Genomic DNA, 25,359 nt, shown 5'->3' on the forward strand with positions numbered 1-25,359 from the left:
AATTATGAATAAAATAATGAAAAACATTGCCTTTATAATATTCTTTTTAATTTTTGGTAGTGCCAATGCGCAACAAAAAGACACACCAGTATTTATATCTGGTACCAATTCCCAAGTTAAAAAAACAATATTACCTGATAGTTTGTTTTCAACTTACTATCATCAGCGGGTTTCTCATTTTAGAACTCTTCCAATGACAAAAAATGATATCATTTTTCTGGGAAATAGTATTTCTGATGGAGCGGAATGGGGTGAATTGTTTGTTGACAAGCGGGTTAAGAACCGTGGAATAAGCGGTGACATAAGTGCAGGAGTACTAAGCCGAATAGATGAAGTTATTATCAGGAAACCCGCAAAAGTTTTTTTGCTGATAGGGACTAATGACCTTTCAAGAAATATTTCGACTGATAGTATTTTTAAAAATATTACAAAAATAGCTTCTTATCTAAAACAGGAATCTCCTTCGACGCAATTGTACATCCAAAGTATATTGCCTGTTAATGATGTCTATAAAAAATTTGGCGGACACACCAGCAAAGGAGAACAGATAAAACAGTTAAATGCCAATCTGAAACAAAATGCGACGGCTTATCATTATGCCTATATTGATTTGCACACTCCATTTTGTGATGAGAATGGAAAGATGACAAAAGAGTTTACCAATGACGGTTTGCATCTTAAGGGAGACGGATATTTACTATGGAAACATTTGGTTTATCCTTATGTGTTTGATCTGGAATCGAAACCTTCTCTATTGCCCAAACCGCAACAGCTGAAATGGAATAAAGGGTATTTTTCTTTGTCTTCAACAACGACAATTCTATTGAATAATCCTGCTTTGGAAAAGGAAGTTTTGGTTTTGAAAAAGGCTATGGAGAAAAAAGGATTGCGAGTGAAATTAACTGATAAAGTAACTGATCAGGAAAATTACATTCAGCTTCGTTTAGGAAATGTTGTGGCACCACAAAATCAATCTGAGGCCTATCATCTGGAAACAGCCAAGGATAAAATTGTGCTTACTGCCAATACGCCTCAGGGAGTTTTTAATGGGATTCAAACATTATTGCAGTTAATGCGTGACAATGTTTTTGTAGATGCAGCTGAGATTACAGATTGGCCTGCTTTTGCATGGCGTGGATTTATGGTCGATGTGGGAAGAAATTTTCAATCGGTAAAACTTTTAAAAGAACAAATCGACGCGATGGCGGCTTATAAACTAAATGTTTTTCACTTTCATCCTACCGAGGATATTGCCTGGCGTTTACAAAGCAAGCTATATCCCCAGTTAACCGCTCCGGAACATATGCTTCGTGATAAAGGCGAATATTATACCGAAGAAGATTTAAAAGAGTTGATTAATTATTGCAAAGAACGATACATAACCCTAGTTCCAGAGATTGATATGCCAGGTCATAGCGCCGCATTCAAAAGAGCGATGGGAGTAGATATGCAGAGTGATGCTGGCTTAGAAATTGTAAAAAACATTATTAAAGAATTTTGTTCCACCTATGATGTACCCTATTTACATTTAGGTGCCGATGAAGTAAAAATTACCAATCAGAAATTTTTGCCCGAAGTTATTGCCTTAACAGAAAGTTTAGGCAAAAAAGTGATAGGATGGGAGCCAGGTGGTAATTTTAGCGATGGGGTAATTCGTCAGCTTTGGATGGAAGGAGCAACAAGTGTAAGTAAAAACAAAAACATAAAATATATAGATTCAAGGCATTTGTATTTAAATCATATGGATCCTTTAGAAAGTGTAGTTACCATTTTTAATCGTCAAATATGCAATTTAACTGCGGGTAACGAAAATGCTTTGGGCGGAATTGTATGTGTATGGAATGATAGGGCTGTAGCCAATGAAGAAGATGTTATGACAATGAATCCGGTTTATCCTGGAATGTTAACTTTTGCAGAACGCTCTTGGCAAGGTGGTGGTTATGCAGGCTGGACAGCAACCATTGGCCAACCATATACCGAAAGAGCCAATGCCTTTGCGGAGTTTGAAAACCGTTTGTTAGATCAAAAAAAGCAATATTTTATAGGCTTAGCTTTTAATTATGTTAAGCAAGCTAATTTAGTTTGGGATATTTATGGACCTTTTGATAATAAAGGGGATTTAACCAAAACTTTTACACCTGAAAAGGAAAAATTTAATGCATCAAAAGAAAAACCAATGTACAAAGCGTCTGGCGGTACTTTAGTGATGAGACATTGGTGGGCACCTCAAATTTCGGGTGTCATTGAGCAACCAAAAGAAAACACAACTTGGTATGCCAAAACCCAAATTTGGAGTGATGTAGATAAACAGCAAGAATTTTGGATCGGTTTTAATAATTTATCCCGTTCCATGAATACCGATTCGCCAAATGCAGGTACCTGGAATAATTTAAACAGCGTAGTTTGGGTAAATAATGAGTTAGTTAAGCCGCCACATTGGAAACATCCTAACCAAAAAGGAAATCTTGAAATCCCATTGATTGATGAAGGATACGAATTTAGAGAACCAACAAAAATTACTTTAAAAAAAGGATGGAATACAATTAAGGTAAAATTACCAGTAGGTTCATTCAAAGGCCTCAATTGGCAAAATCCAGTAAAATGGATGTTCACTTTTGTTGAAGTAACTGAATAAATAAGCTGCTTTTCCAACAATAAAAAGAATTAAATACGAATAAAATAAAAGGACTAAGTCATACTTACCTTTTATGATTAGCTAATTTATTAAACAATATACTTATTAAATATGAAGACCAAATACCACTTTATTATTCTAATGCTCTTATTTAGCTTATCCACATTTGCTCAAAGAGATACTATTCCATTAAATAAAAACTGGCAATTTAAAATAGACAAACAAGCCGAAGGTTTTGCGAAACAATGGTTCTCAAAAAACTGGACTGATGGTCGTGTGGTAACCGTTCCGCATACTTGGAATATCGAAAAAGAAAATGAAAAACATTACGGCTGGGGCTGGTATCAACAAAAAATGTTTGTGCCTGCCAAATGGAAAGGCAAACAATTGGTATTGCAATTTGGAGCCATAAACCATACGTCAACTATTTATATTAATGGTAAAAAAGTGAAAGAAAATATTGGTGATGGTTTCAATAAATTCTTTATCAACTTAGATGGCGTGTTGAATTTTAATGCCGAAAACACTATTACCGTTGCCTGTAATAATGATTTTGGAAAAATGAAAGTTCCTTATGCAGATTCGTTCGATTGGCCAAACGATGGCGGAATAATTAGAGAAGTTGCCTTATTAGTGAGCAATCGTCCGGCAATGGCATATGCACATATCACACCAAAATTGAATGTAGAAACCAGTCAGGGAGATGTAAAAATTAATATTGGTCTGCGCCAAAGTGATGCCAACAAAAACCTAAAATTTAAAGTTCAAATCACCGAGGATAATCAAGTTACGCACAATGTTGTTTTGCAAACTACAGTTAAACCAGTTTGGGAAAATGGCGAAGCGGTTTTAACTTTCAAATTGCCAAAAGTGAATCCTTGGCATTTTGATTTTCCAAATTTATACCGTGCCAATATTACTTTGTTAAACGGGAGTAAGGCTACTGATAAAATAAGTAGTTCATTCGGTTTTCGCGAAATCAAATTTGTGGGCACTAAACTGCATTTGAACAATGAACCGATTAAAGTGATGGGAGTGGAGTGGACTGCGGGATCGAATCCTAATTTTGGTTTTGCAGAAACAAAAGCAGAAATCATTCGTCACGGAAAATTGATGAAAGATGTGAATTGTATTTTTAGCCGAGTTCATTTCCAGCAAGATGATGCATTTTATGATTTCTGTGACCGTAACGGAATCATTATTCAGGAGGAAGTTCCTTTGTGGGGACCTGATACTCCGTCTGATACTTCCATTGAGAAAATTGCCCATAGCCAGTTGGAAACCATGATTTCAAACCATTATAACCATCCTTCTATTTTTGCTTGGGGCGCGGGAAATGAGTTGCGTGGTCGTGATACTAACATGAAAAAAATGATTGAAGGATTGATTGCGAAAACTCGTAAATTAGATCCAACACGTTCTGTGTGTTATGTGAGTAATACTTTGAATAAGCAATATTACAATGATCCTAAATTTACACCTGATGCAGGAAGTTTAGGCGATTATATCATGATGAATGAATATGGTGGAAGTTGGTGGGATGTTCCTGTTGGGAAAATTAATCAATATTTGGACAGTGTACATATGAGCTATCCAGATAAACCTTTCTTTATTTCGGAGTTTGGTTTGTGTGAACCTAATTTTAAAGGTGGGGACGAGCGTAGAGTGGAAGATATGATTTATCACATGGCTATGTACGAAACGAAGACTTATATAGAAGGCGGAATTTATTTTGACTTGACCGATTATCGTACGCATTACGGTGGAGGTGAAGGTAAATTGAAACAAAGGGTACACGGTATTTATGATATGTATGGCAAGCCAAAACCATCTATGAAAGTATTACGAGAGCAATCTTCGCCTGTAGAAGTTCAAAATACAAGTGTTTTGAAAAAAGGAAAACTGAACTTAACCGTCTTTGGCAGTATCGGTTTACCGCAACACATTGTAAAAGGGTATAAATTGTATCTGTCTGATAAAACGGATAATTACACCAGTACCAAAGCTTATGATTTACCAACCTTAAAACCTGGGGAGAAAATTAATTTTGAAGTGGATGATTTGTATGATGGTAAAGGGATTATTACCATAGTTAGGCCAACAGGCTATATTGCATCGCAGAAGTCATTTTATCCTAATGAAGTTTTCGAAACCTTTAAATAAGTATTGATATAAAAAGCAAGATGATTTTATTTTATGAAAAAAGAAGTCTTATAATAAATTAAATAAAAATGTATAAGTCAATAATCGTTAAAATAATCGTCACATCGCTACTCGTAGTGAGTTTTTGCGATGCCCAAGTTGCAGAAAAAGCAAATTTGGATGGGTATAAAATTACCTATATAAAATATTCGAATGGTAAAAAAGTAGAAAATCAAGATCCTATACTAGTTTTTACCAATCAAAAAGAGACCTTATTATCTTCTGAAAATATTCAAAATAAAAAAAATAATTATCCTTTTGAAGAGACCAGAATTAATAGAGCCGATAATTCGTTGATACAATTGACTTATTTAAAAGCGAACCATAGTATTGCCATGGTTGATAATAACTCTATTTTGAAGCAGAATATTGAGTTGGTCAACGAGACAAAAATAATTCTAGGGTATCTATGCAAAAAAGCAAAAACGGTTGTTAACTCTAATAGTATTGAACTTTGGTATACTACCCAATTAAAAGTTAAAGGAGCGCCTACCGTTTTAGGTCAAAATTTAGGATTGGTGTTGGAAATGGTTAGAAATAATAATTCTGTTATAACAGCATCAAAAATAGAAGTATTAAAAAAGGGTCAATCTATTTTTATTTCAAACGATTTTTATACAGCTCCTAAAATGGATGCCCTGAGTTATCGTGATTTTCTTTGGAAAAGCCGTTTTAAAACCATTAAAGTTTTTGAAGAAGAATTGGTGCGATTCTCTGATGAAGCAAAATCCAACGACAGTATTTTAAAGTTTGCCAAAGGACTTATACTTGTTCGAAAAATAAAATTCCCTGAAATAAAACAAGGTCAAAAAATTTTCATTGATCTTCAACAAAATTCTAATGGAGATGCATACGACAGGACAGGTACAGCGTTTATTATTCCAACGGATAAAAGCATTTCGTTTTTGGACGGATTGCAAAAAGGAGTCAAACAATTGCCTATATATACTAATGGAAATCAATCGGAGTATCAAGGGGTTGTTGCAACGGATAATTATTCCCCGTTATTGGAAATGATGCGATTTTTTACCCCTTTTGGAATTAAGCAATACAATTATCTGGAATTAAAAGATAAAAAATGGCATGAAGTAACGCCTTATAGACAGGAAATTACTGATTTGGGCAGTTATTTAAGCGGGAAAGAACTTTGGGTTGGAATGACAATCGGGAATTATGACAATGGAGGACATAAAGTTTCAATGAATATTACGATCCATCCAGGAGAAAACAAATCAGAAGGAAGTTTGGTCTTGAAAGAAAACAATGTATTGCCATTATTCAATACTGTAAATGTTTTAGAAATGGAAGGTCAGAATTATGGCAGTATGTTTAACACAGAAAAAGGACTTGAAGTTAGCTTTATTTTGGATAAAGATGTCAAAAGCGCTCAACTCAAATATATTACTACTGGTCATGGAGGTTGGGAAAACGGAGATGAGTTTGTACCAAAAAAGAATACTATTCTTCTGGATGGGAAAGCCATATTTTCATTTATCCCGTGGAGACAGGATTGTGGATCATATCGTTTGTTTAACCCTTCATCTGGTAATTTTTCTGATGGCTTATCCTCTTCGGATTTAAGTCGGTCGAATTGGTGTCCGGGTACTGTTACGACTCCAATTTATATTGATTTAGGAGATTTAAAGGCAGGAAAACATACTATTCAGGTTCAAATCCCAATGGGGAAACCCGAAGGAGGAAGTTTTAGTGCTTGGAATGTTTCAGGTTGTTTAGTCTGGAAATAAAAATCAGTAAAGAATTGTGACTATTTATGTTACGGAGTTAAGTTTAATTCCACTTGGGTTGTATTTTTTAAAATCAAATAGTTTGGAGTCAAAGTTTTTTAAAATTATATAACGTTCTGTTTAAATAAAATTTGTCAAAATGATAAAAAAAATAATAGCGTTGGCACTCTTTAGTGGAACTGTTTTTTGCGGCACTGCACAATCTAAAATTGATCCTAAAACCATTAAAGAAAAAATGCAATGGTTTGCTGATGCTAAGTTGGGAATCTTTATCCATTCGGGTATTTATGCCGTGGATGGTATTGGTGAATCATGGAGTTTTCATAACAAAGAGATAAGTCATGCCAATTACATGAAACAATTAAAAGGTTTTACACTCAAGAAATATGAGCCTGCCGTTTGGGCAGATTTAATTAAGGAAAGCGGTGCCAGATATGCCGTTATCACAACTAAACATCATGATGGGGTTGCGATGTATGATACAAAATTGAATACCCTCAGTTCTGTAAAAGCGACTCCTGCAAAAAGGGACATGATCAAGCCTTTCTTTGATGAATTACGTAAAAGAGATTTAAAATGTGGAGCCTATTTTTCATTGATTGATTGGACAAATCAGGACTATCCCGGTTTTTTAAAAGACAGTTCAAGATATAGTGTGCAGAATGACTACCAGCGGTGGAATAAATTCAGAGCTTTTTTTCAGGGGCAGATAAAAGAAATCAGCACCCAATTTAATCCTGATTTGTGGTGGTTTGATGGAGATTGGGAGCATAGCGCAGAAGAATGGGAATCAGAGAAAACCCGCCAAATTATCCTTTCCAGAAATCCTTCTTCAATTATTAATGGACGTCTTCAGGGATATGGTGATTATGCTACGCCGGAACAAAACTTCCCTGTCAGCCGACCAGCGTTTGATTGGTGGGAGTTATGTATGACTATTAATGATAATTGGGGTTATCAACCTAAAGACCAAAACTGGAAAACACCTTATGAAATCATAACCATATTTGTTGATGCTGTAGCAAATGGAGGCAATTTGCTTTTGGATATTGGCCCACGGGAAGACGGAACTATTCCTGAAGAAGAAGTAACTGTACTTAAAGAATTAGGAGCTTGGAATAGGAAACATGGAGAGGCAATATTTAATACTATTGGTGGGATTCCGCAAGGACATTTTTATGGACCTACTACTTTGTCTAAAGATTCCACGACGCTTTACTTATTTGTACCTGGAAAAACGACAGGGCAATTAATGGTTAAGGGGTTGAATTGTAAAATTGAAGCTATTACTGTAGTAGGGGATGGAACAAAACTTACACATAAAGTTGTAGGTAAAATTTCTTGGAGCCCTGTACCTGGATTGGTTTACATAGATCTTCCAGAGGCTATTCAAGATAAATATGTCACAGTTTTAAAATTGAAATTGGACAAACCTATAGAATTGTACAATGGACAGGGAGGGTTGAAATAAAAAAATATTCATTTGTTTTATTAGCACAATCTCTAAATTAGAAATTAGTTCTCAAAATAGAAGAGAACTGTATGAAATTTGAAATAATAACAATAATAAATTAATTAAAAAAAAACGTAAACATGGTTAGATCATTTATCCTTACTTTACTTTTATGTGGTGTGTTTTCATTTGCACAAGAAGTAAAAATTATTCCCCAGCCAGTGCAAGTCACCACAAATGCCGGTAGTTTTATAATAAGTCCTAAAACAAGTTTGGTGGTTTCCAATAAACAGGATGGTGCTACTGCGGCTTTTTTCAATGATTATTTATCAGATTACTATGGTTTTAAGTTGCCAATAGTAAAAGCCGCCAAAAAAAATAGCATCCAGTTTAACAGCCATAAAAATATTGATGGACTTAAAAAAGAGGGATATACTTTAAAATCCGATGCTAACGGCGTGGTAATTAATGGAAATTCAGCTACAGGAACTTTTTATGGAATGCAGACTCTTATTCAATTACTTCCTGTAGAAAAAAGCAATAGTTTAAAAATTGCATCAGTAGATGTGAAAGATGAACCTCGTTTTGCTTACAGAGGGTCGATGCTGGACGTGGGGCGTCACTTTTTTCCAGTTTCTTTTATTAAAAAATACATTGATTATTTGGCTTTACACAAGTTGAATTATTTTCATTGGCATCTGACGGAAGATCAAGGTTGGAGAATTGAAATAAAAAAGTATCCTAAACTTACTGAAATAGGTTCTAAAAGAAACGGATCTATTATAGGAAGATATCCAGGTAAAGGAAGTGATAATACACCTGAGGAAGGCTTTTATACTCAGGAAGAAGTGAAGGAGATTGTGAAATATGCTTCAGACCGATTTATTACGGTAATTCCAGAAATTGAGATGCCAGGTCATAGTAGTGCCGCAATTGCAGCTTACCCTATGTTAAGTTGTTTTCCAGATGAAAAAACAGCTATTCCTGACAACATGATTTCTGAAAAAAGCAAACAAGAATTAGCAAATGGTAGAGTAAAACTAGTTCAGGAAACATGGGGGGTTTTTACGGATGTGTATGCTCCAACTGAATATACTTTTAAGTTTTTAGAAGATGTTCTTGATGAAGTAATGGCTTTATTTCCGTCGAAATATATTCATGTTGGAGGAGACGAATCTCCTAAAGATGCCTGGAAAAGAAGTAAGTTTTGTCAACAGCTTATAAAAGAAAAAGGGTTGAAAGACGAACATGAACTTCAAAGTTATTTTATCCAACGAATGGAAAAATACATTAATAAAAACGGAAGAACTTTAATCGGTTGGGACGAAATATTAGAAGGAGGTCTTGCACCAAATGCGATAGTAATGAGCTGGAGAGGCGAAAGTGGTGGTATAGCTGCTGCCAAAGAAAACCATCAGGTGATTATGACTCCAGGAAGCCACGTTTATTTGGATCACTCTCAAACAAAGAATGAAAAAGAAGTTACCATTGGAGGTTTTACTTCATTAGAGAAAATATACAGCTATGAGCCTATTCCTAAAGAATTGAATAAACAAGAGGCTAAATATGTAATGGGTGCCCAAGGAAATGTTTGGACAGAATATATGGTTAATCCAGCTAAAGTAGAATACATGATATTTCCTCGTTTAAGTGCATTGAGTGAAGTACTATGGTCGCCAAAGGAAAGTAAAAGCTGGCCTGTTTTCGAAACCAAAATCGAAACGATGAAAAAGAGGTATGATATGTGGGGAGCTAATTATTTCAAAGATAAAGAGTAATTTTTATTAAAAGGTGCAGCTCAATTTGGGCTGCATTTTTTTATTTGGTAACATTTTATAATTTATAAAAAATGAAATCTTAAAAGGTTTTTTATTGTTTTCTTCTTCTTTGTTTTGCAAATTTACTAATTTGATTAATGTCTAAAACACTACTGTTCTGAAAAATGCTTAGCAATTTCTTCAATTAAAGACAACAAATTGGAATGAGCTTATAATGCAGGGAGAAAGTTAAATCACATTTTGTGATAGATTTGATTTTAATTCTTAAAGAGAAAATGATTCTAACTTAATTTAATAAAATTAAAAAAAGGTAGACGATACCAAACAAAGGTTTTTCTTAACATTATTTAAAAAAAATAGTAATATCGATGGTTATAGTAAATAAAATTTAAAAATACTTGTATATTAATTTATAGTTTTAAAATCATAAAATTATTTCTTTTGTATAAATTTGAAAATAAATAACCAACAACTTTGTGTTAAATGACTAAAAAAGAATATAAAAGCCTTTTTGATGAGTTCTATGCATCTCAGCGTTTACTTGCAAATAAATACTTAGAAAATATGGATGTTGCAAAAGACGTTGTTCAGGATGTTTTTATAAAAATATGGGAGGATAAAATTGAATTCCAAAATATAAACGAAGCAAAGGCATATCTCTACACCTCCGTAAAAAACAAATCGCTAGATTACCTAAAAAGTAAGCGATATAAATCTATAGATTTTTTATCAGCTAGGAAGTTAGAAAAAATTGAAACGGAATCATTTTTTCTTCGAGAAGTCGTTGTAATTGAGGTATCAACTATTGTTGAAAAAGCCATAAACGAGCTTCCGGATAAATGCGCAAACATTATTAGATTAAGTTTGAAAGAATATACCGTTTCACAAATAGCTGATGAGCTAGGTTTGTCCATCAATACTGTTAAAACGCAAAAAAAAATAGCCTATAAAAAGTTAAGACCATTGCTAGAAGAATATTACTTTTTATTTTTTTTTCTACTTAAATTTTTTAAGTAGTTTTTTTACAGATTTTTTTCACATATGATTTTTTGTAAAATTTAATCTTAACATTTTTTTTACATTTCTTCACCCTATTAAATCATTTTGTCGTTTTATATATATAATCAGATTTCTTATGTCCAATTTTGAACAAATAATTAACTTATCTAAGAGCTTAGCCGCTTCATTTTTAAACAAAAAAAAGAATACTGAGATAGTAGAGCAATCTCAATTGTTTAATAGTGAAGATGCGGATTATATCATTAAAAATATTAATGATGCATCTTCAATTAAAGAGCGTCAATATTTAATTAATCAAATAGACAAGGAAGGCGATTGGGAAAATGTGGTGAAAAGAATAAAAGTATCTAATAAGAGGTTCTATTGGAGGTTATCAGCAGCTGCAATGATATCAGGTTTATTACTTACGAGTTATTTCTTTAAGGATACGTTGTTTAGTACAGCTTTAGAAAAAACGCCTATTGTTTTAAATATTGAACCTGGAAAAGAAAAAGCAATTCTTACTTTAGAAGATGGTTCTAATATCACTCTTGGGAAAGGTAAAAGCTATTCTTCAAGTAATCTAATTAGTAATGGAGAAAAACTGGTTTATAATTCGGGAGTAAATTCAAAGTCTAAAAATGTTTTTAATTATTTGACTATTCCCAGAGGAGGGCAATATTTTGTTAAATTATCTGATGGAACAAATGTTTGGTTGAATTCAGAATCAAAATTAAAATATCCTGTTGCATTTCTAGAAGGAGAAATGCGTGAGGTGGAGTTAGTTTATGGAGAAGCTTACTTTGATGTATCCCCAAGCACAGCTCATAAAGGGGCTAAATTTAAAGTTTTAAACCAAAAACAAGAAGTTGAAGTATTAGGTACGGAGTTTAACATAAAAGCATATAGGGATGAAGATAATGTTTACACTACTCTAGTGGAAGGTAAGGTTACAATAAACCTTGAAGGAAGTAAACAATTTTTAAAACCGAGTCAACAATCCGTTTTAGATATTAATAATCAAATGATAACAATATCAAATGTTGATGTTTATGATGAAATATCATGGAAAGAAGGGATTTTTAGTTTTGACGACTCAACTCTGAGAGAAATTACCAATGTGTTGTCTAGATGGTATGATGTTGATTTTGTTTTTTTGAATAAATCTCTTGAAAATCAGGAGTTCGTAGGTATATTAGATAAAAAGCAAAATTTAGAGGATATTTTATCGGTAATTAAAAATTTTGGTATAATTCGAGAATATAGAATAAAAGGTAAAACTATTATGTTGAAATAAGACTAAAAAATAGATAAGAAAAAGGGAGCGAAGTTTATTGACATTTGGCGGTGTTTAAACTTCGTCCCTCTAATTGAGTATTAATCATTGTATAACTAACACAAAAGCAAATTTATGAAAATTAAATTAACTATTGCTCTTTCTCGTTTTAAAGAGCGGTTATTTTTAACCATTATGAAAACTTTCATCTTTTTATTTTGCACTACCGTTTTTAGTTTTAATGCTAGAGATGCGTTTTCACAAGAAAAGATAAAGATAGACCATGACCAATTAGTTACGGTAGATCAAGTCTTTAAAATTATTAAAAAACAAACTGATTATCGTTTTATTTACCCTAAGGAATTATTTAGTGAAGCACCTAGGGTACAATTAAAAAAAGGTGAAATCTTTGTGACTAAATTATTAGAGCAAAGTTTAACAAACAATAAATTTTATTTTGAGGTTGCTAATGGCAGTACTATAGTAATCAAGGAGAATTTGAAACCTGTTGTTGTCCGTAAAGAAGTACAAAGTATTGAAATATCTGGAAAAGTGGTTGATGTTTCAGGACAACCATTGATTGGAGCCAATGTTTTGGAGAAAGGAACAACAAATGGTATTCAGACTGACATCGATGGTAATTTCAAATTAACCATTAAAGACAAAAATGCAGTGTTGGTTGTTTCTTACATGGGTTTTTTGGTAAAAGAAGTTCCAGTAAATTCAAAAACTAATATTACAATAATATTAGAAGCGGATGCAACATCATTAGATGATGTTGTTGTAGTTGGATTTGGAAAGCAAAAAAAGGAAAGCGTAGTGAGCTCAATAAGCACAATAAAAGGTGAAGAGCTTAAATTACCAACAAGGAGTTTAAGTAATAATTTGGCTGGTCGAGTATCTGGAATTATTGCTGTTCAACGTTCGGGTGAGCCTGGTTATGATAATTCTGAATTTTGGATTAGAGGTATTAGCTCCTTTAAAGGAGGGACAACACCATTGGTTTTAGTAGATGGAATACCTAGGAATATGAACGATATAGAGCCAGATGAGATAGAGACTTTTTCGATATTAAAAGATGCGGCATCTACTGCTATATATGGAGCTGAGGGAGCCAATGGTGTAATATTGGTTACATCGAAAAGAGGGAAAGCACAAAAAACACTGATTAGCTACAGAGGAGAGTATAGTTTATTGCAACCTACTCGTTTGCCAGAGTTTTTAGGTGCAGTTGATTTTATGAAACTCTACAATGAAGGTCTGAGTAATGAAGGTAAGCAGCCTAAATTTTCTGATGAAGTAATAGCAAGAACTCAATCTGGTCTAGATCCTGATTTATATCCAGATGTACAATGGCTTGATTTGTTGAGAAATACTACTAATAATCAAAGACATACCTTAAATTTTAGAGGAGGAGGAGAAAAAGCACGTTTCTTTATTTCTGGAGCCTATTTTGGAGAAAGTGGTCTTTTTAAATCTAATCCTAATGTAAATTATGAAAATAATATTGGATTGAAACGTTACAACTTGAGATCAAATGTAGATTTTGATGTAACGAATACTACTTTATTAAGAGTTGATTTAAGTGGTCAGTATTTAGAAACCAATTATCCAGGAGTTGGAACTGCCGCACTGTTTAGAAATATTACTTTAGCACCGCCAAACTTATATCCAATGATTTTTTCGGATGGAACTTTTGCCTCTCATCCAACACCTAGTGATAATCGTTCCAACCCATATAATTTACTTATGGAATCGGGATATGCAAAAGAGTGGAGAAGTAGTATACAATCAAAAGTAGCTATAGAACAAAAGCTTGATGTAGTTACTGATGGGTTAATGGTAAAAGGGGTTGTTAGTTATGATTCTGATTCTAGATATGTTTCAACTAGAACAAAAAGACCGGCCCAGTTTATTGCAAATGGAAGAGATGTTAATGGAGATTTGATGTATAGCCAAACTGTAAATGAGACAGTTTTTGGAGAGCCTGTTGAAAGTAATACTGGAAATAAAAACATATATCTCGAAACATCTTTGAACTATGGTAAGACCTTTGATGGTAAGCATCTTGTCGGAGGAATGTTGCTGTACTATAAAAAAGAAACTCAACTAAGTAATGAAGCACTTGCTTTTAGAAAAGAGGCATATATAGGTAGAGCTACCTATATGTTCGATCGTAGGTATTCTATTGAAGCAAATTTTGGAATTACAGGAAGTGAAGCTTTTTCTAAGGGCAATAGATATGGATTTTTCCCAGCAGTAGGTGTTGCATGGAACGCAAGTAATGAAAGTTTCTTTACAGGTATAAAAGATGTAATTAATGATTTAAAAATTAGAGCATCTATTGGAAGAACAGGAAATGATAATACTGGAGGTGATAGATTCTTATATAGAGGAACTTTTGTTAGTGCTACAGGTTATTCAATTGGTATTGGAGGAAGTGGTCCATTAAATGGTATTGGTGGGTATGCTGAAGGTAGATTTGCAGCACCAACTTTATCCTGGGAAATTGAAGACAAACGAAATATAGGAATAGATCTGGGGCTTTTTAATAACAATATAACGTTACAGGCAGATTATTTTGATAATTCTAGATATGATATTTTGTTACAAAGAAACACAGTTTCGGCATCAACAGGTTTTAGACAGGCACCATGGCAAAATTTCGGGAAGGTAACTAATAAAGGGGTTGATCTTACCTTGAATGGAAGAAAACAGCTTGGCGACTTTGTAGTTGGTTTGAGAGGAACTTTTACCTTTGCTAGAAATAAAATAACAGAATTTGATGAGGTTAAGCAACCTTATTCATGGATGAACGTTACAGGAACCCGTTTGAATATTCCTAATATTTATATTGCTGAAGGTCTTTATACTGAAAATGATTTTGATATATCAGTAGTAAATGGAGCGAATGTTTATACTTTAAAAGATGGTTTGGCTGTCTCTACACTAAGCTCAAATAATTTACCAGGTGATATTAAATACAAGGATCTTAACGGGGATGGTAAAATTGATCAATTTGATCAAACTAGAAATGCTGCAATGCCTACTGTTCCAGAAATAGTTTACGGTTTTGGTTTTAATGTTGAGTACAAGAATTTTTATTTAAATGGATTTTTCCAAGGTGCAGGTAATGTATCTACAGTACTAGGAGGATCAAATCCAGAGGGTTTCTTCCCATTTACTTTCGGAGTTGAAGAAAGTTCTGTAAGAAAAGAAGGGTTAAATAGATGGACGGTAAATAACCCTTCTCAAGATGTAATGTTCCCTCGTCAAAGATCTTCAACTTATTTCCATAATAGAGTTGCTAGTACTTGGTGGTTAAGAGACGCTAGTTATATTCGCCTAAAAAATGTTGAAATAGGTTATAATGTAGATAAAAGCTTGTTGAATAAATTGGGACTAACTACAGGAAGAATATACGTAATGGGAAACAATCTTTATGTATGGGATAAGATTAAAATGTGGGATCCTGAAATAGGAAATGCAAATGCAGGTTTGAATTATCCGTTACCTAGAACAATAACTTTTGGACTTGAACTAACACTTTAAAAAAAAATCATGAAATTATATAATAAATTATATATAGCTATTTTATTCTTGTTAGTGGCTATAGCTACAAGTTGTAGTAAAGACTATTTAGATGTTTCAGACGAATTGGCTGCTGAAATGACTTTAGAGAAGGTGTTTAGTATGCCTTCTAATACTAGACAGTTTCATAGAAACATTTTCTCAGGAATTACCAATAGTTCGTGTATGATATTTGGAACAGATTATGCTATGAATGGTTTAGATAATCCATGGGCAGGCTCAACCGATGAGCTAAAAATGGCTCAAGGACCCCTGCGAAACCTTACATCTAATGGGTTTAATGCAGCTAATGCCCCTTTCCATAGATGGGGTCTCTTATATCCACTAATTAGACAGGCCAATTTATTTTTAGAAAACGCCAAAGTAATACCGAAAAGTGGTTCAGCAGATTATATTGATGAGGAGGAGCTTGCTAAAATGAAAGCTCAAGCTAGATTCTTAAGAGCCTATTACCATTATTTGTTGTTCGAATTGTATGGACCAATTCCTATAATGAAAACTGCCGTTGATCCAAATTCTTCAGATTTAGATTTTTCTAGAAATTCGGTAGATGAAGTAGTGAGTTTTATAGATAGTGAATTAACCGAAGTTGCTGGTCAACTAAATGATAAAGAAACAGCCGAAGCATTTTTAGCACTTCCAACAAAAGGTGCTGCACTGGCGGTAAAAGCTAAGTTATGGATGTATGCAGCCAGTCCACTTTTAAATGGAGGCTATAGTGAAGCTTTAACGATAGCGAATCCTGAAGATGGTAAAAAGATTTTTCCTGCATTTGATAGTACTAAATGGCAAAAAGCGTTGGATGCAACAAAAGCACTAATAGATTTTGCAGAAGCAGGAAATTATCAACTATATAAGAACGCAGGTGTTTTCAATCCCCACACGTCTCTATATGAATTATTTCAGAAATATAATGACGAAATTATTTGGGCTACCCCCAATAATGATTGGGGACTTCTAAGCGACGACGGAACTGATAGAAGACTTACTCCAAGAACTGAAGGGGCAGGATTTGCATCTATTGCAGTGACTCAGGAGTTAGTGGATGACTTTTTTATGTTAGATGGCTTACCAATTAACGAATCACCAATGTACAGTGAAAATGGATTTTCTTCGGCTGGCGAGGATTTAAGTGGACAAACCAGTGTAGGAACTTACAAAATGTGGATTAATAGAGAACCTCGTTTTTATCAAACAGTGATGTTCCATGGTCGTAAATGGCATAATGGTACTAATAATGTAATTAAATTTAATAAAGGTAGCGGAAATGATAATTCATCTGAAAATTATCCTTGGTCTGGTTACCTATTATACAAACGATTAGATAAAAGCATTCGAAACGAAGGTAGTTTTCCAAGAAGTAAATACAGACCCTCTATAATATTTAGACTTGCCGAGTTTTACTTATTATATGCTGAAGCACTAAATGAGGTTAATCCACAAGATCCAAAAATATTACAATATGTAGATAAGGTAAGAGAACGTGCTGGAATACCATTGCTTTCGATTATTAAGCCAGGAATTCAAGGTAATCAGCAAGCTCAAAGATTAGCAATAAGAAGAGAAAGGCGTGTAGAATTAGCTACTGAAGGACAACGTTATTTTGATGTTAGGAGATGGATGATTGCTGATCAAGCAGAGGGACGTCAAGGAGGTGCTTTTTATGGAATGAACATGAATGGTGGTACCGAAGCTGCATTTTTCCAACGTACCCCTTATGAGACTAGAGTAGCTTGGGAGAAAAAAATGTATTTATATCCAATTCCATTAGTAGAAATACAGAAGAGTAAGAAATTAGTTCAAAACCCAGGATCATGGTAGTCTTGGAGTATGTGTATAGTATAACTTTAATAAAGTTAGTAACAAAAAAATAAGAAAATGAAAAAAATAATTTATTTTAAATATCTATTTTGTACCATTACATTGTTCGGTTTATTGATGGCATGCAATGAAAATGAAGATACAAATAAAGGGGACAATGGTATTTTTATAGTTCCATCTGCTAAAGAAGCTACAGAAAGTAAAGTTTTATTGTCGTTTGTTACCTCTCCGTATAAATATCCAGTGGCTGTAGCTGTCAAAGCTCCCGTTAGTACAAGTACTGACGTAACAATTGATTTAGATAATAATCAGGTTGCTGCATATAATACTGCTCATAAAACCAACTATTCTGTAATGCCTGAAGGGAGTTATTCATTGGAAGCAACAAACTTAACAATACCTGTTGACTCTAATGCTTCTCAGCAAACAAATCTGGTAGTAAAAGCGGGTATGCTTAATCTGGATACAGATTATTTATTACCGATAAAAGTTGCATCAGTTTCAGCAAGTGATATTGTTATAGATCCTGCTATGGCTACTAAGTATTATATTTTCAGGGTCCCAACGCCAAATCGAGGTAATTTGTCTAATGGTAAGACAGCCTCTTGGAAAAATCCTTCAGCCTCATTTAACGCGCAGAGAGCAGTTGATGGTAATACTAATGGCGATTGGGGTGGAGGTTCTGTATGTGAATCTGGTGCAGCAGCTGAACAATATTGGCAGGTAGATTTAGGTGCTATTTCTCCACTAATTGATGATGTAAAAATTTGGAACAGAACCGATTGTTGCGATGATCGTACAATAAATTTTTATGTATTTATTTCTGAAGTGCCTTTCACAGGAGCTAGTGTAGCAGAATCATTAGCACAGCCAGGCGTTAAAGCTTTTTATACAGCTGGTAAAGCAGGCAGACCTACACAAATATTAACTTCTGTATCAGGACGTTATATTAGAGTTCAAAATACTGGCGGACAGAGTCTTACTTTGGCTGAAGTAACTGCAACAGGGATTAGACCTTAAAGAGGTATAACTAATTGGGCTATGTAAAGCACTCAAAGAGTACACGGCAGTAGCAATGCTGTCGTGTATTTTTTTTGCCAATGCTAACTAAATCTTGCTTTATCAATTAGTGAGACTAATTTCTATGCTTAATAGTGAGGGTGATCTGTATGATTAAAACCAAAAATTAAAACAATGAAAAAAAATAAATTATTTAAAGCAATCTTTTTTACGCTTGCAGTTGTGTTTTCAGCGGTTGCTATGTTGAGCTGTTCTAACTCAGAAACTCCACTGCCAGATGTACCACCTGTTATAATCAATCCTCCAGTTGTGACACCTCCAGTTGTTATTAAGCGTGACAGTGTTTTTGTCGTCCCAAATTCAAATCGTGTAGTGGAAGGCTATTTAACCTTGTCAAAATGGTATGGTTATTCTTATAATGATATTGACTATTCAAATGTAACACATATTGATTTTGGGTTTATAGCACCTAAATCTACAACCGATGCCACACTTGTGTATGAAGATTCGGCGAATGAAGCCGCTGCTTTAGCTTATTACTCCGACCTGACAGATAAAACATTTTTGGGTTACGGTGATAAACTAATAACCAAAGCACATGCGGCTAATGTGAAAGTACTTATTGCAGTATCGGGTGCACCAATTCTTAGAACCCTGCTAGCCAATAATACGCTCCGGGTAAAATTTGCAGCCAACCTAGTAACATTATTAGAGCAAAAAGGATATGATGGTATAGCATTGGATTATGAATACCCTGAAAGTAATAGTGAGGGATATAATATTCTTATGTTGATACAGGACTTAAGGGTTGCTTTTGCTAAATCAACTGTTTTGGGATCTAAAAAAATACTTATTACTATGGCAATGCCTACAGGAGACTGGGCTGCTAAGTATTACGATATGGCTGCTTTGGCTAAATGTGTAGACTGGTTTTCTCCCATGACTTATGAGTACAGTTCAGAAACAATTGCTAATATAAATTCTCCCTTATATAAAAATGCAAGCAAAGGAAATTCATCAGCCATTGACGATGCAGTAAATTATTATGTGAATACCCGAAGTGTGAATCCTTTACAGATAACCATTGGTGTTCCTTTTTACGGGGCGCAATATACCGCTTATTCGTCATTAGGTGCTTCAGCTACTGGGGCTTTGAGAGCAACTAAGGATATGTATAAAGATTATATCAGCAAAGGAGGGTTCACTGAGATGTGGGATAGTGCTACCCAACATTCTTATTATGTAAACAGTAGTACCAACATGATGATTGTTTACGATAATGAAAAAGATATGGCCACAAAAGGTGCTTACCTGAAGTCGAAAGGACTAAAAGGTGCAATGATTTGGGAATTATCAAGAGGTTTTTATGATATGGGTTCAACTAAAAATCCGTGGTTACAGGCTTTGGGTAATGCTGTATTGCGATAGAATCGTTCGTTTATAGTAATAAGGTATAACAGCTAATAAATTAGTTTTAAGTGTTTTTTATTTATGGAATTAAGAAGTAGGTAATTAGTTATACTGTTTTGGTTTTTATTTGATTAGTTTGGTTTTTTAGTTGAGTCAGTAAGAAAGGAGTTAGGAATCCTTAACTCTTTTTTGCTGACTTTAAAATTTTAAGTTCAAAAGGATTTAAAGCTATTGACTTTTACTAGTTAATATGATATAAGTACTGATGTTAATTTTGAGTATTCTTCCTGTTCTTTTTAATTATTTACTTGATGTTTAGTTTTTGAATTGTTTTAAAATTTAACGATTAATAGTTTTTACCTCTACTTATAGTAAGATAAATATTGAAGTTCACCTTTCTTATAATTTTTCAAATCTTGTGCAATGTTTGGACTGAATATATAGGATCTGCTAAACACATAGAATATATGATTTTGCCAAGAATGACAGCTTTGTCAGAAGTGGTGTGGGCTCAAAGAGAAAATAAGAATTTGGTGGATTTTAAATCTCGTTTGAACAAGATGAAAGAACGTTATGAAACTTTAGGGTTAAATTATGCGAAACATGTTTTTGAAACCAAAACGGATACTATTGAATGATGTTTTATACAATTACCAAATTATATGGGAAATACTATTTTAGAAAGTAACAAGATTAAGATAAAATCATCTCGTTTTCAAATAGAAGAAATAGTAGAGCTAAAAAACAATGTAGTTTTTGAAAGATTTATTAATTGGGTCATGGGTGAATTTGATTTATTTCTTCAGGATGAAGATGAAAAAAAATTGAAAGTTTATTTTCCTAATGGATGGTTTAGTATTGATTATTTTCAAAATACAGATATAAAAATTGGGGTTGCAATAAAAGTGGAAGGAAAGTCTAAAGTTATAAATCAAGAAATAATGAACCAATTAATGCAAATTTATATACGCATATATGATTTTCATAATGCTATACATATTCTAGTGGATAAAAAATATTCGAGTAAATAGAGCTTTGATTCAAAAGCCAGAGAATTTCAAATGTTTTGTATTGTAACCAGAAAGTTTAGTCTTCAATTTTTAGAAAATAAAGGAGAATTTGCATTTACGGCTTCTTCCAAGGTTTAAAAATAGTTAAAGGTAGTTTGATGACAACAGAAAATTTGAAACATGCAGCTGAGCCTTATGAATATCGTGAAGTGAATTTTCATGGAAGGCACCAGATGTTTCCAAATACAAAGACAGAACTTTTAAAGGATATAAAAGGAAAGACGGCCGTGTAGGAACTTCTAATTATTGGTTATTTGTGCCAACAGTTTTTTGTAAAAACAGAAACCTTGATGTAATAAAGGAAGCCCTGCACAATGAATTTGGGTATTCTGTTAGTGATAATTACAGGCAGTTTTAAATATTTAATTTATAAAAAATTTAATAAAATATAAAATGAAAAGGAAAATAGAATTAATGTTTTTAATGACAATATTTACAACGGTAGGTTTTTCACAAACAAAAAATTTTGTGTCTATCAATAACTCAATGTCAGACGATGAATTGGTGAAAATTGCGGCTACTATTACCCCGTCGCCTCAACAATTAAGATGGCAGCGTTTAGAGTTAACAGGTTTTATTCATTTTGGAATCAACACTTTTACAGGTAGAGAGTGGGGAGAAGGGAAAGACGATCCAAAATTGTTTAATCCCACAGCTTTAGATGCTAAACAATGGGTAAGAACTTGTAAAGAAGCAGGAATTAAACAAGTAATTCTTACCGCAAAACACCACGATGGTTTTTGTTTATGGCCAACTAAAACTACTGAGTATTCCGTAAAAAATAGTCCTTTGAAGGAAGGAAAAGGAGACGTAGTAAAAGAAGTGGCTGATGCCTGTAGAGAATTGGGAGTAGGCTTTGGAGTTTATTTATCACCTTGGGATAGAAATAATGCGTCTTATGGAACTGATGCATACAATGATTTTTTTATCAATCAGTTAACGGAATTGCTTACCCAGTATGGAAAAGTGGATGAGGTATGGTTTGATGGTGCTAATGGAGAAGGTCCTAATGGCAAAAAGCAGGTGTATGATTTTGAAAGATGGTATGCTCATATTCGAAAATTACAACCACAAACTGTAATTGCAGTTTCAGGTCCTGATGTACGTTGGGTAGGAACGGAAACTGGTCATGGTCGTGAGGAAGAATGGAGTGTGGTGCCAGTTGGAAAAAATAATAAATTTAATGAAGGTTCGCAAACCAAAGTAGATGCAGCACCAGCTGGAGACATGCGAGGTCAGGTTTTAGGAAGCCGCAGTCAATTAAGAGATGGAGATGCATTAAAATGGTATCCTGCCGAGACAGATGTATCGATACGTCCAGGATGGTTTTATCATGAATCGGAAGATAAAAAAGTGAAAACACCAGAACATCTTAAAGAAATTTATTTTCATTCGGTAGGTAGGAATGGAGTTCTGTTGCTAAATATTCCACCAGATAAAAGAGGATTAATCACTGAATTTGATATTACCGCTTTGAAAACATGGAAAGAGAAATTAGACAATATATTTAAGATGAATCTTCTTAAGGGAGCAAAAGGAATTGGAGCAATAAAAAAAATAAAACCGTTATTAGATAATAATGATGCTACTCATCTTTCATTTTCTATGAAAGGAAGTGATAATTTAATTGAAATGAATCTGAAAGAGGAAAAAACATTTAATGTGTTACTACTTCAGGAAAACATTACGATTGGTCAAAGGGTAGAGAAATTTGTTCTTGAATATTGGAATGGTAAAGAATGGAAAAAAGCAACTGAAGGCACTACTATTGGTTTCAAACGCTTATTAGAGTTTCCTGCTGTAACTGCATCTAAAGTAAGGTTGCGTATTGAGTCAGCTAGGCTGGAGCCAGCATTAGCCGAAATAGGATTGTATTTTGATAAAGAAAGTAAGTACTAGTAATTAAACTAGAAATAAATCGAATTTGATAGTTATGCTACTTCATAATTACAGAAATTATAAGTAGCAGTTGATTATAAATAATAGGAATAAGACAATGAAAAAATATTATTTGGCTTTGGATTTGAAGGAAGATGAACAATTAATGGCAGAGTACAAAGCGTATCATCAAAAGGTTTGGCCAGAAGTTATTGAAAGTATAAAAGGTTCGGGTATAGAGGTGCTTGATATTTATGGTATTGGAAATCGTATGTTTATGATTATTGAAGCCAATGAAGGTTTTTCTTTTGAAAAAAAAGCAGAAATGGATGCTAATAATCCTAAGGTTCAGGAATGGGAAGAATTGATGTGGAAGTTTCAACAAGCTCTGCCATTTGCAAAGTCTGGAGAAAAATGGATGCTAATGGAAAAAATATTTGAGTTGAAATCGCTATGATGTTTTATAAAAGAAAAGTAGATTTAAAAAAAGAAAAGTATTGTTTATAGTAGTTTACAATATAGTGAATTAGAATATAATATGGGTTGGAGAAAAAGAAAAAGTATCTAATTTATAGGTTTTTACAATGATTTTAATAGCTGGATTTATGTCTATTGATAGTGAGAATTCTTTATTTTAAAGAGATTAATAAACAACAAATACCTAATTTAATTGAGCAAAGTCAGTTTAATAAAACAAGATGGAAATTGTTTTTCTTTTTTAGGAGGAGTAAGGACAAAATTAAAATCTCGGTTTTTAGAATTTGAAGATCATTTATCGTGGATAGTATGCCGTTGGAGATTTTAAAATTTGCACATTCAGAAGTAAGCATGCTTTTGAGTAAAACAAACATAAAAAATGACCGATTTTGATTTTCACTATCGGTCATTTTTATTTTTACTATGTTTTTTAAAGACGTGTTTGTCAAAAAAAATCAAAAGAAGAACTCTTGTGCTTGTTTTTTTTAATTCAAAATTTTGTAAAAATAAAATTTAAAAACAACTTAAAGAAATATACTGTTGTCCTATGTAAATTAGCTATTTTTTTAATTACCAATTGAATCTTTAAAAATATTAAAAAAAAACTATAAAAAATTGTATTTTAATTATTGGTAATGTGGTCAAAAACGGTTGGTGATTTTTCATTTTGGATTAGTTAAATTAGGCTGTCAAATTGAAGAGGAAGTTGGCTCTGCTGAGGAGCAACCAACCAGCAATAAATTTGATGATTATACGATAATTAAAAGGATAGTTTTTAGCTATCCTTTTTTTGTTTAATTATCGGCAATCTGATATGGCTTAGAAAAACCTATTTCAGATTTGGTTTTTATAATATAAATACCATTTCAAGAAGTTCTTCCTATTGGCTAAACTTAATCCTCTATGGATATTCAAGTTGCCTTTTAAGTGTCCAAAAAAGGATTCTAGAGAGTTTGTTGAGTTGGGTATTTTATCATCCTTCAAGTACAGGAACATATTAGGTATAGCTTTTTTGATTACATTAAATGATCTTCTAACCATTTTATGAGTATACCAATATCTTCCTGTTTCAATATTATATGATTTTTGGTTAATAAAATCTCTATATCGTTCTTCCCATTGAATGAGTTCTATTAGCCATAATTGTCGTTTGTATTCAGAATCAATATGATGGATTTTTATTGCTATTTGTTTGAGTTCAAAACCTGATTTATGTTTAGGGTTCTGTGTAAGCCATATTCTACACATTCTTGAAATATGGACTAAACATCGTTGAAAAGGTACTCTTGGACAAACTTTTTTAATGGCCTTTATAGATGATTTATCTCCATCAGATGTAATGCTTTTTATTTTGATTCCTAGACTTAATAAATTTTGCAAGTCTTCTGCTATTTCTTCAAAATGCTCTCCATTAGTCATTCTATAAAGCTGTGTCGACTTTAAATGAAAGTTTCTATAAACCACCAGACAAATATCGTTAGGAAAATAAGTTCCATCAATTACCAGGTAAATTTCATCTGTTGAACTAAATTCTAAAATTGGAGCTTTGGATAGCATTTTAGAAAAATAACGTTGTAATGTACTTTTGCTATACCCTGATTCGACCGATATTTTATCAAATGTATCTTTCCCTATTACCCAGTTTCTAAACTAAATTTCTTTATTAGAATCCGAAACTGATTTATTATTTGATGTAAATAATTGTCCGCAATCTTTGCACTTAAATCGTTGTTTATTTTCTCTTTTTCCCCATTTAATAGTTTGAAGACTTTTACATGTGGGACAGCGCTTTTTTTTGAGTTATTCATAAATAAAAAAAGTTTATTGAAACGAATTTCAATAAACTTTCGGAAACATCATATTTCACAATGCTTTGCAGCGTTTTTACCAACCATTTTTGACTATTAAACCTAATTATTTAGATAGTTGGATTTTGGTCAAAAAGAAAGAGGTTGTTCATATGAACAACCTCTTTAATAATATACATATAATAACTTAAATCTT

17 protein-coding genes and 1 pseudogene are annotated in these 25,359 nt (G+C 33.2%); 16 read left to right on the forward strand and 2 right to left on the reverse strand.

Features of this window, described 5'->3' with window-relative positions; all coding sequences use genetic code 11:
- The first annotated feature begins 4 nt into the window (after nt 1–4).
- From ACFPTQ_RS08000 to ACFPTQ_RS08075, 16 genes are all read left to right on the forward strand, one after another.
- Nucleotides 5–2,635: a family 20 glycosylhydrolase gene (locus ACFPTQ_RS08000; protein WP_379776081.1), complete on the forward strand. Its 2,631-nt coding sequence runs from the start codon at nt 5–7 to the stop codon at nt 2,633–2,635.
- 111 nt (nt 2,636–2,746) lie between these two features.
- Nucleotides 2,747–4,798 (forward strand): glycoside hydrolase family 2 protein, encoded by a 2,052-nt coding sequence (locus tag ACFPTQ_RS08005; RefSeq protein ID WP_379776084.1) that lies wholly within the window; start codon nt 2,747–2,749, stop codon nt 4,796–4,798.
- Nucleotides 4,799–4,866: 68 nt separating this feature from the next.
- The gene (locus ACFPTQ_RS08010; RefSeq protein ID WP_379776087.1) at nt 4,867–6,582 is read left to right on the forward strand and encodes a PNGase F N-terminal domain-containing protein; all 1,716 of its coding nucleotides are present in this window, start codon (nt 4,867–4,869) and stop codon (nt 6,580–6,582) included.
- 139 nt (nt 6,583–6,721) lie between these two features.
- Nucleotides 6,722–8,053: an alpha-L-fucosidase gene (locus tag ACFPTQ_RS08015; RefSeq protein ID WP_379776090.1), complete on the forward strand. Its 1,332-nt coding sequence runs from the start codon at nt 6,722–6,724 to the stop codon at nt 8,051–8,053.
- Nucleotides 8,054–8,175: 122 nt separating this feature from the next.
- Nucleotides 8,176–9,813, forward strand: a complete 1,638-nt coding sequence (locus ACFPTQ_RS08020) for a beta-N-acetylhexosaminidase (protein WP_379776093.1) — start codon at nt 8,176–8,178, stop codon at nt 9,811–9,813.
- A 483-nt stretch (nt 9,814–10,296) separates the two neighbouring features.
- On the forward strand, nt 10,297–10,830 hold the full coding sequence (locus ACFPTQ_RS08025; protein ID WP_379776096.1) for a sigma-70 family RNA polymerase sigma factor: 534 nt from the start codon (nt 10,297–10,299) through the stop codon (nt 10,828–10,830).
- A gap of 118 nt (nt 10,831–10,948) precedes the next feature.
- Entirely contained in the window at nt 10,949–12,109 is a 1,161-nt protein-coding gene (locus ACFPTQ_RS08030; protein WP_379776099.1) for a FecR family protein, read from the forward strand.
- A 114-nt stretch (nt 12,110–12,223) separates the two neighbouring features.
- Nucleotides 12,224–15,640 (forward strand): SusC/RagA family TonB-linked outer membrane protein, encoded by a 3,417-nt coding sequence (locus ACFPTQ_RS08035; RefSeq protein WP_379776102.1) that lies wholly within the window; start codon nt 12,224–12,226, stop codon nt 15,638–15,640.
- Between the two features lie 9 nt (nt 15,641–15,649).
- Nucleotides 15,650–17,500, forward strand: a complete 1,851-nt coding sequence (locus ACFPTQ_RS08040) for a RagB/SusD family nutrient uptake outer membrane protein (protein ID WP_379776105.1) — start codon at nt 15,650–15,652, stop codon at nt 17,498–17,500.
- Between the two features lie 57 nt (nt 17,501–17,557).
- Nucleotides 17,558–18,520 carry a BT_3987 domain-containing protein gene (locus ACFPTQ_RS08045; RefSeq protein ID WP_379776108.1) on the forward strand — a complete coding sequence of 321 codons (963 nt, stop codon included), beginning with the start codon at nt 17,558–17,560 and terminating at the stop codon, nt 18,518–18,520.
- Nucleotides 18,521–18,694: 174 nt separating this feature from the next.
- Complete coding sequence (locus ACFPTQ_RS08050) at nt 18,695–19,948, forward strand: glycoside hydrolase family 18 protein (RefSeq protein ID WP_379776111.1); 1,254 nt, start codon at nt 18,695–18,697, stop codon at nt 19,946–19,948.
- Nucleotides 19,949–20,346: 398 nt separating this feature from the next.
- Entirely contained in the window at nt 20,347–20,568 is a 222-nt protein-coding gene (locus tag ACFPTQ_RS08055; protein WP_379776113.1) for a family 20 glycosylhydrolase, read from the forward strand.
- Nucleotides 20,569–20,592: 24 nt separating this feature from the next.
- Nucleotides 20,593–20,961, forward strand: coding sequence for a hypothetical protein (locus tag ACFPTQ_RS08060; protein ID WP_379776115.1), 369 nt, complete (start codon nt 20,593–20,595; stop codon nt 20,959–20,961).
- Between the two features lie 295 nt (nt 20,962–21,256).
- Nucleotides 21,257–21,358 (forward strand): hypothetical protein, encoded by a 102-nt coding sequence (locus ACFPTQ_RS08065; protein ID WP_379776118.1) that lies wholly within the window; start codon nt 21,257–21,259, stop codon nt 21,356–21,358.
- 35 nt (nt 21,359–21,393) lie between these two features.
- On the forward strand, nt 21,394–22,899 hold the full coding sequence (locus ACFPTQ_RS08070; protein ID WP_379776121.1) for an alpha-L-fucosidase: 1,506 nt from the start codon (nt 21,394–21,396) through the stop codon (nt 22,897–22,899).
- Nucleotides 22,900–22,996: 97 nt separating this feature from the next.
- A complete protein-coding gene (locus ACFPTQ_RS08075; RefSeq protein WP_379776123.1) occupies nt 22,997–23,335 on the forward strand; it encodes an L-rhamnose mutarotase in 339 nt (112 codons plus the stop codon).
- A gap of 854 nt (nt 23,336–24,189) precedes the next feature.
- Here ACFPTQ_RS08075 and ACFPTQ_RS08080 read toward each other — a convergent pair.
- Nucleotides 24,190–24,990 (reverse strand): transposase, encoded by an 801-nt coding sequence (locus ACFPTQ_RS08080; RefSeq protein WP_417394811.1) that lies wholly within the window; start codon nt 24,988–24,990, stop codon nt 24,190–24,192.
- Nucleotides 24,991–25,005: 15 nt separating this feature from the next.
- A pseudogene (locus tag ACFPTQ_RS16090) lies at nt 25,006–25,131 on the reverse strand (transposase-like zinc-binding domain-containing protein); the annotation flags it as partial.
- Nucleotides 25,132–25,359: the final 228 nt, after the last annotated feature.

The sequence above is a fragment of the Flavobacterium sp. GCM10022190 genome, assembly GCF_042656445.1.
Classification (GTDB): domain Bacteria; phylum Bacteroidota; class Bacteroidia; order Flavobacteriales; family Flavobacteriaceae; genus Flavobacterium; species Flavobacterium nitratireducens.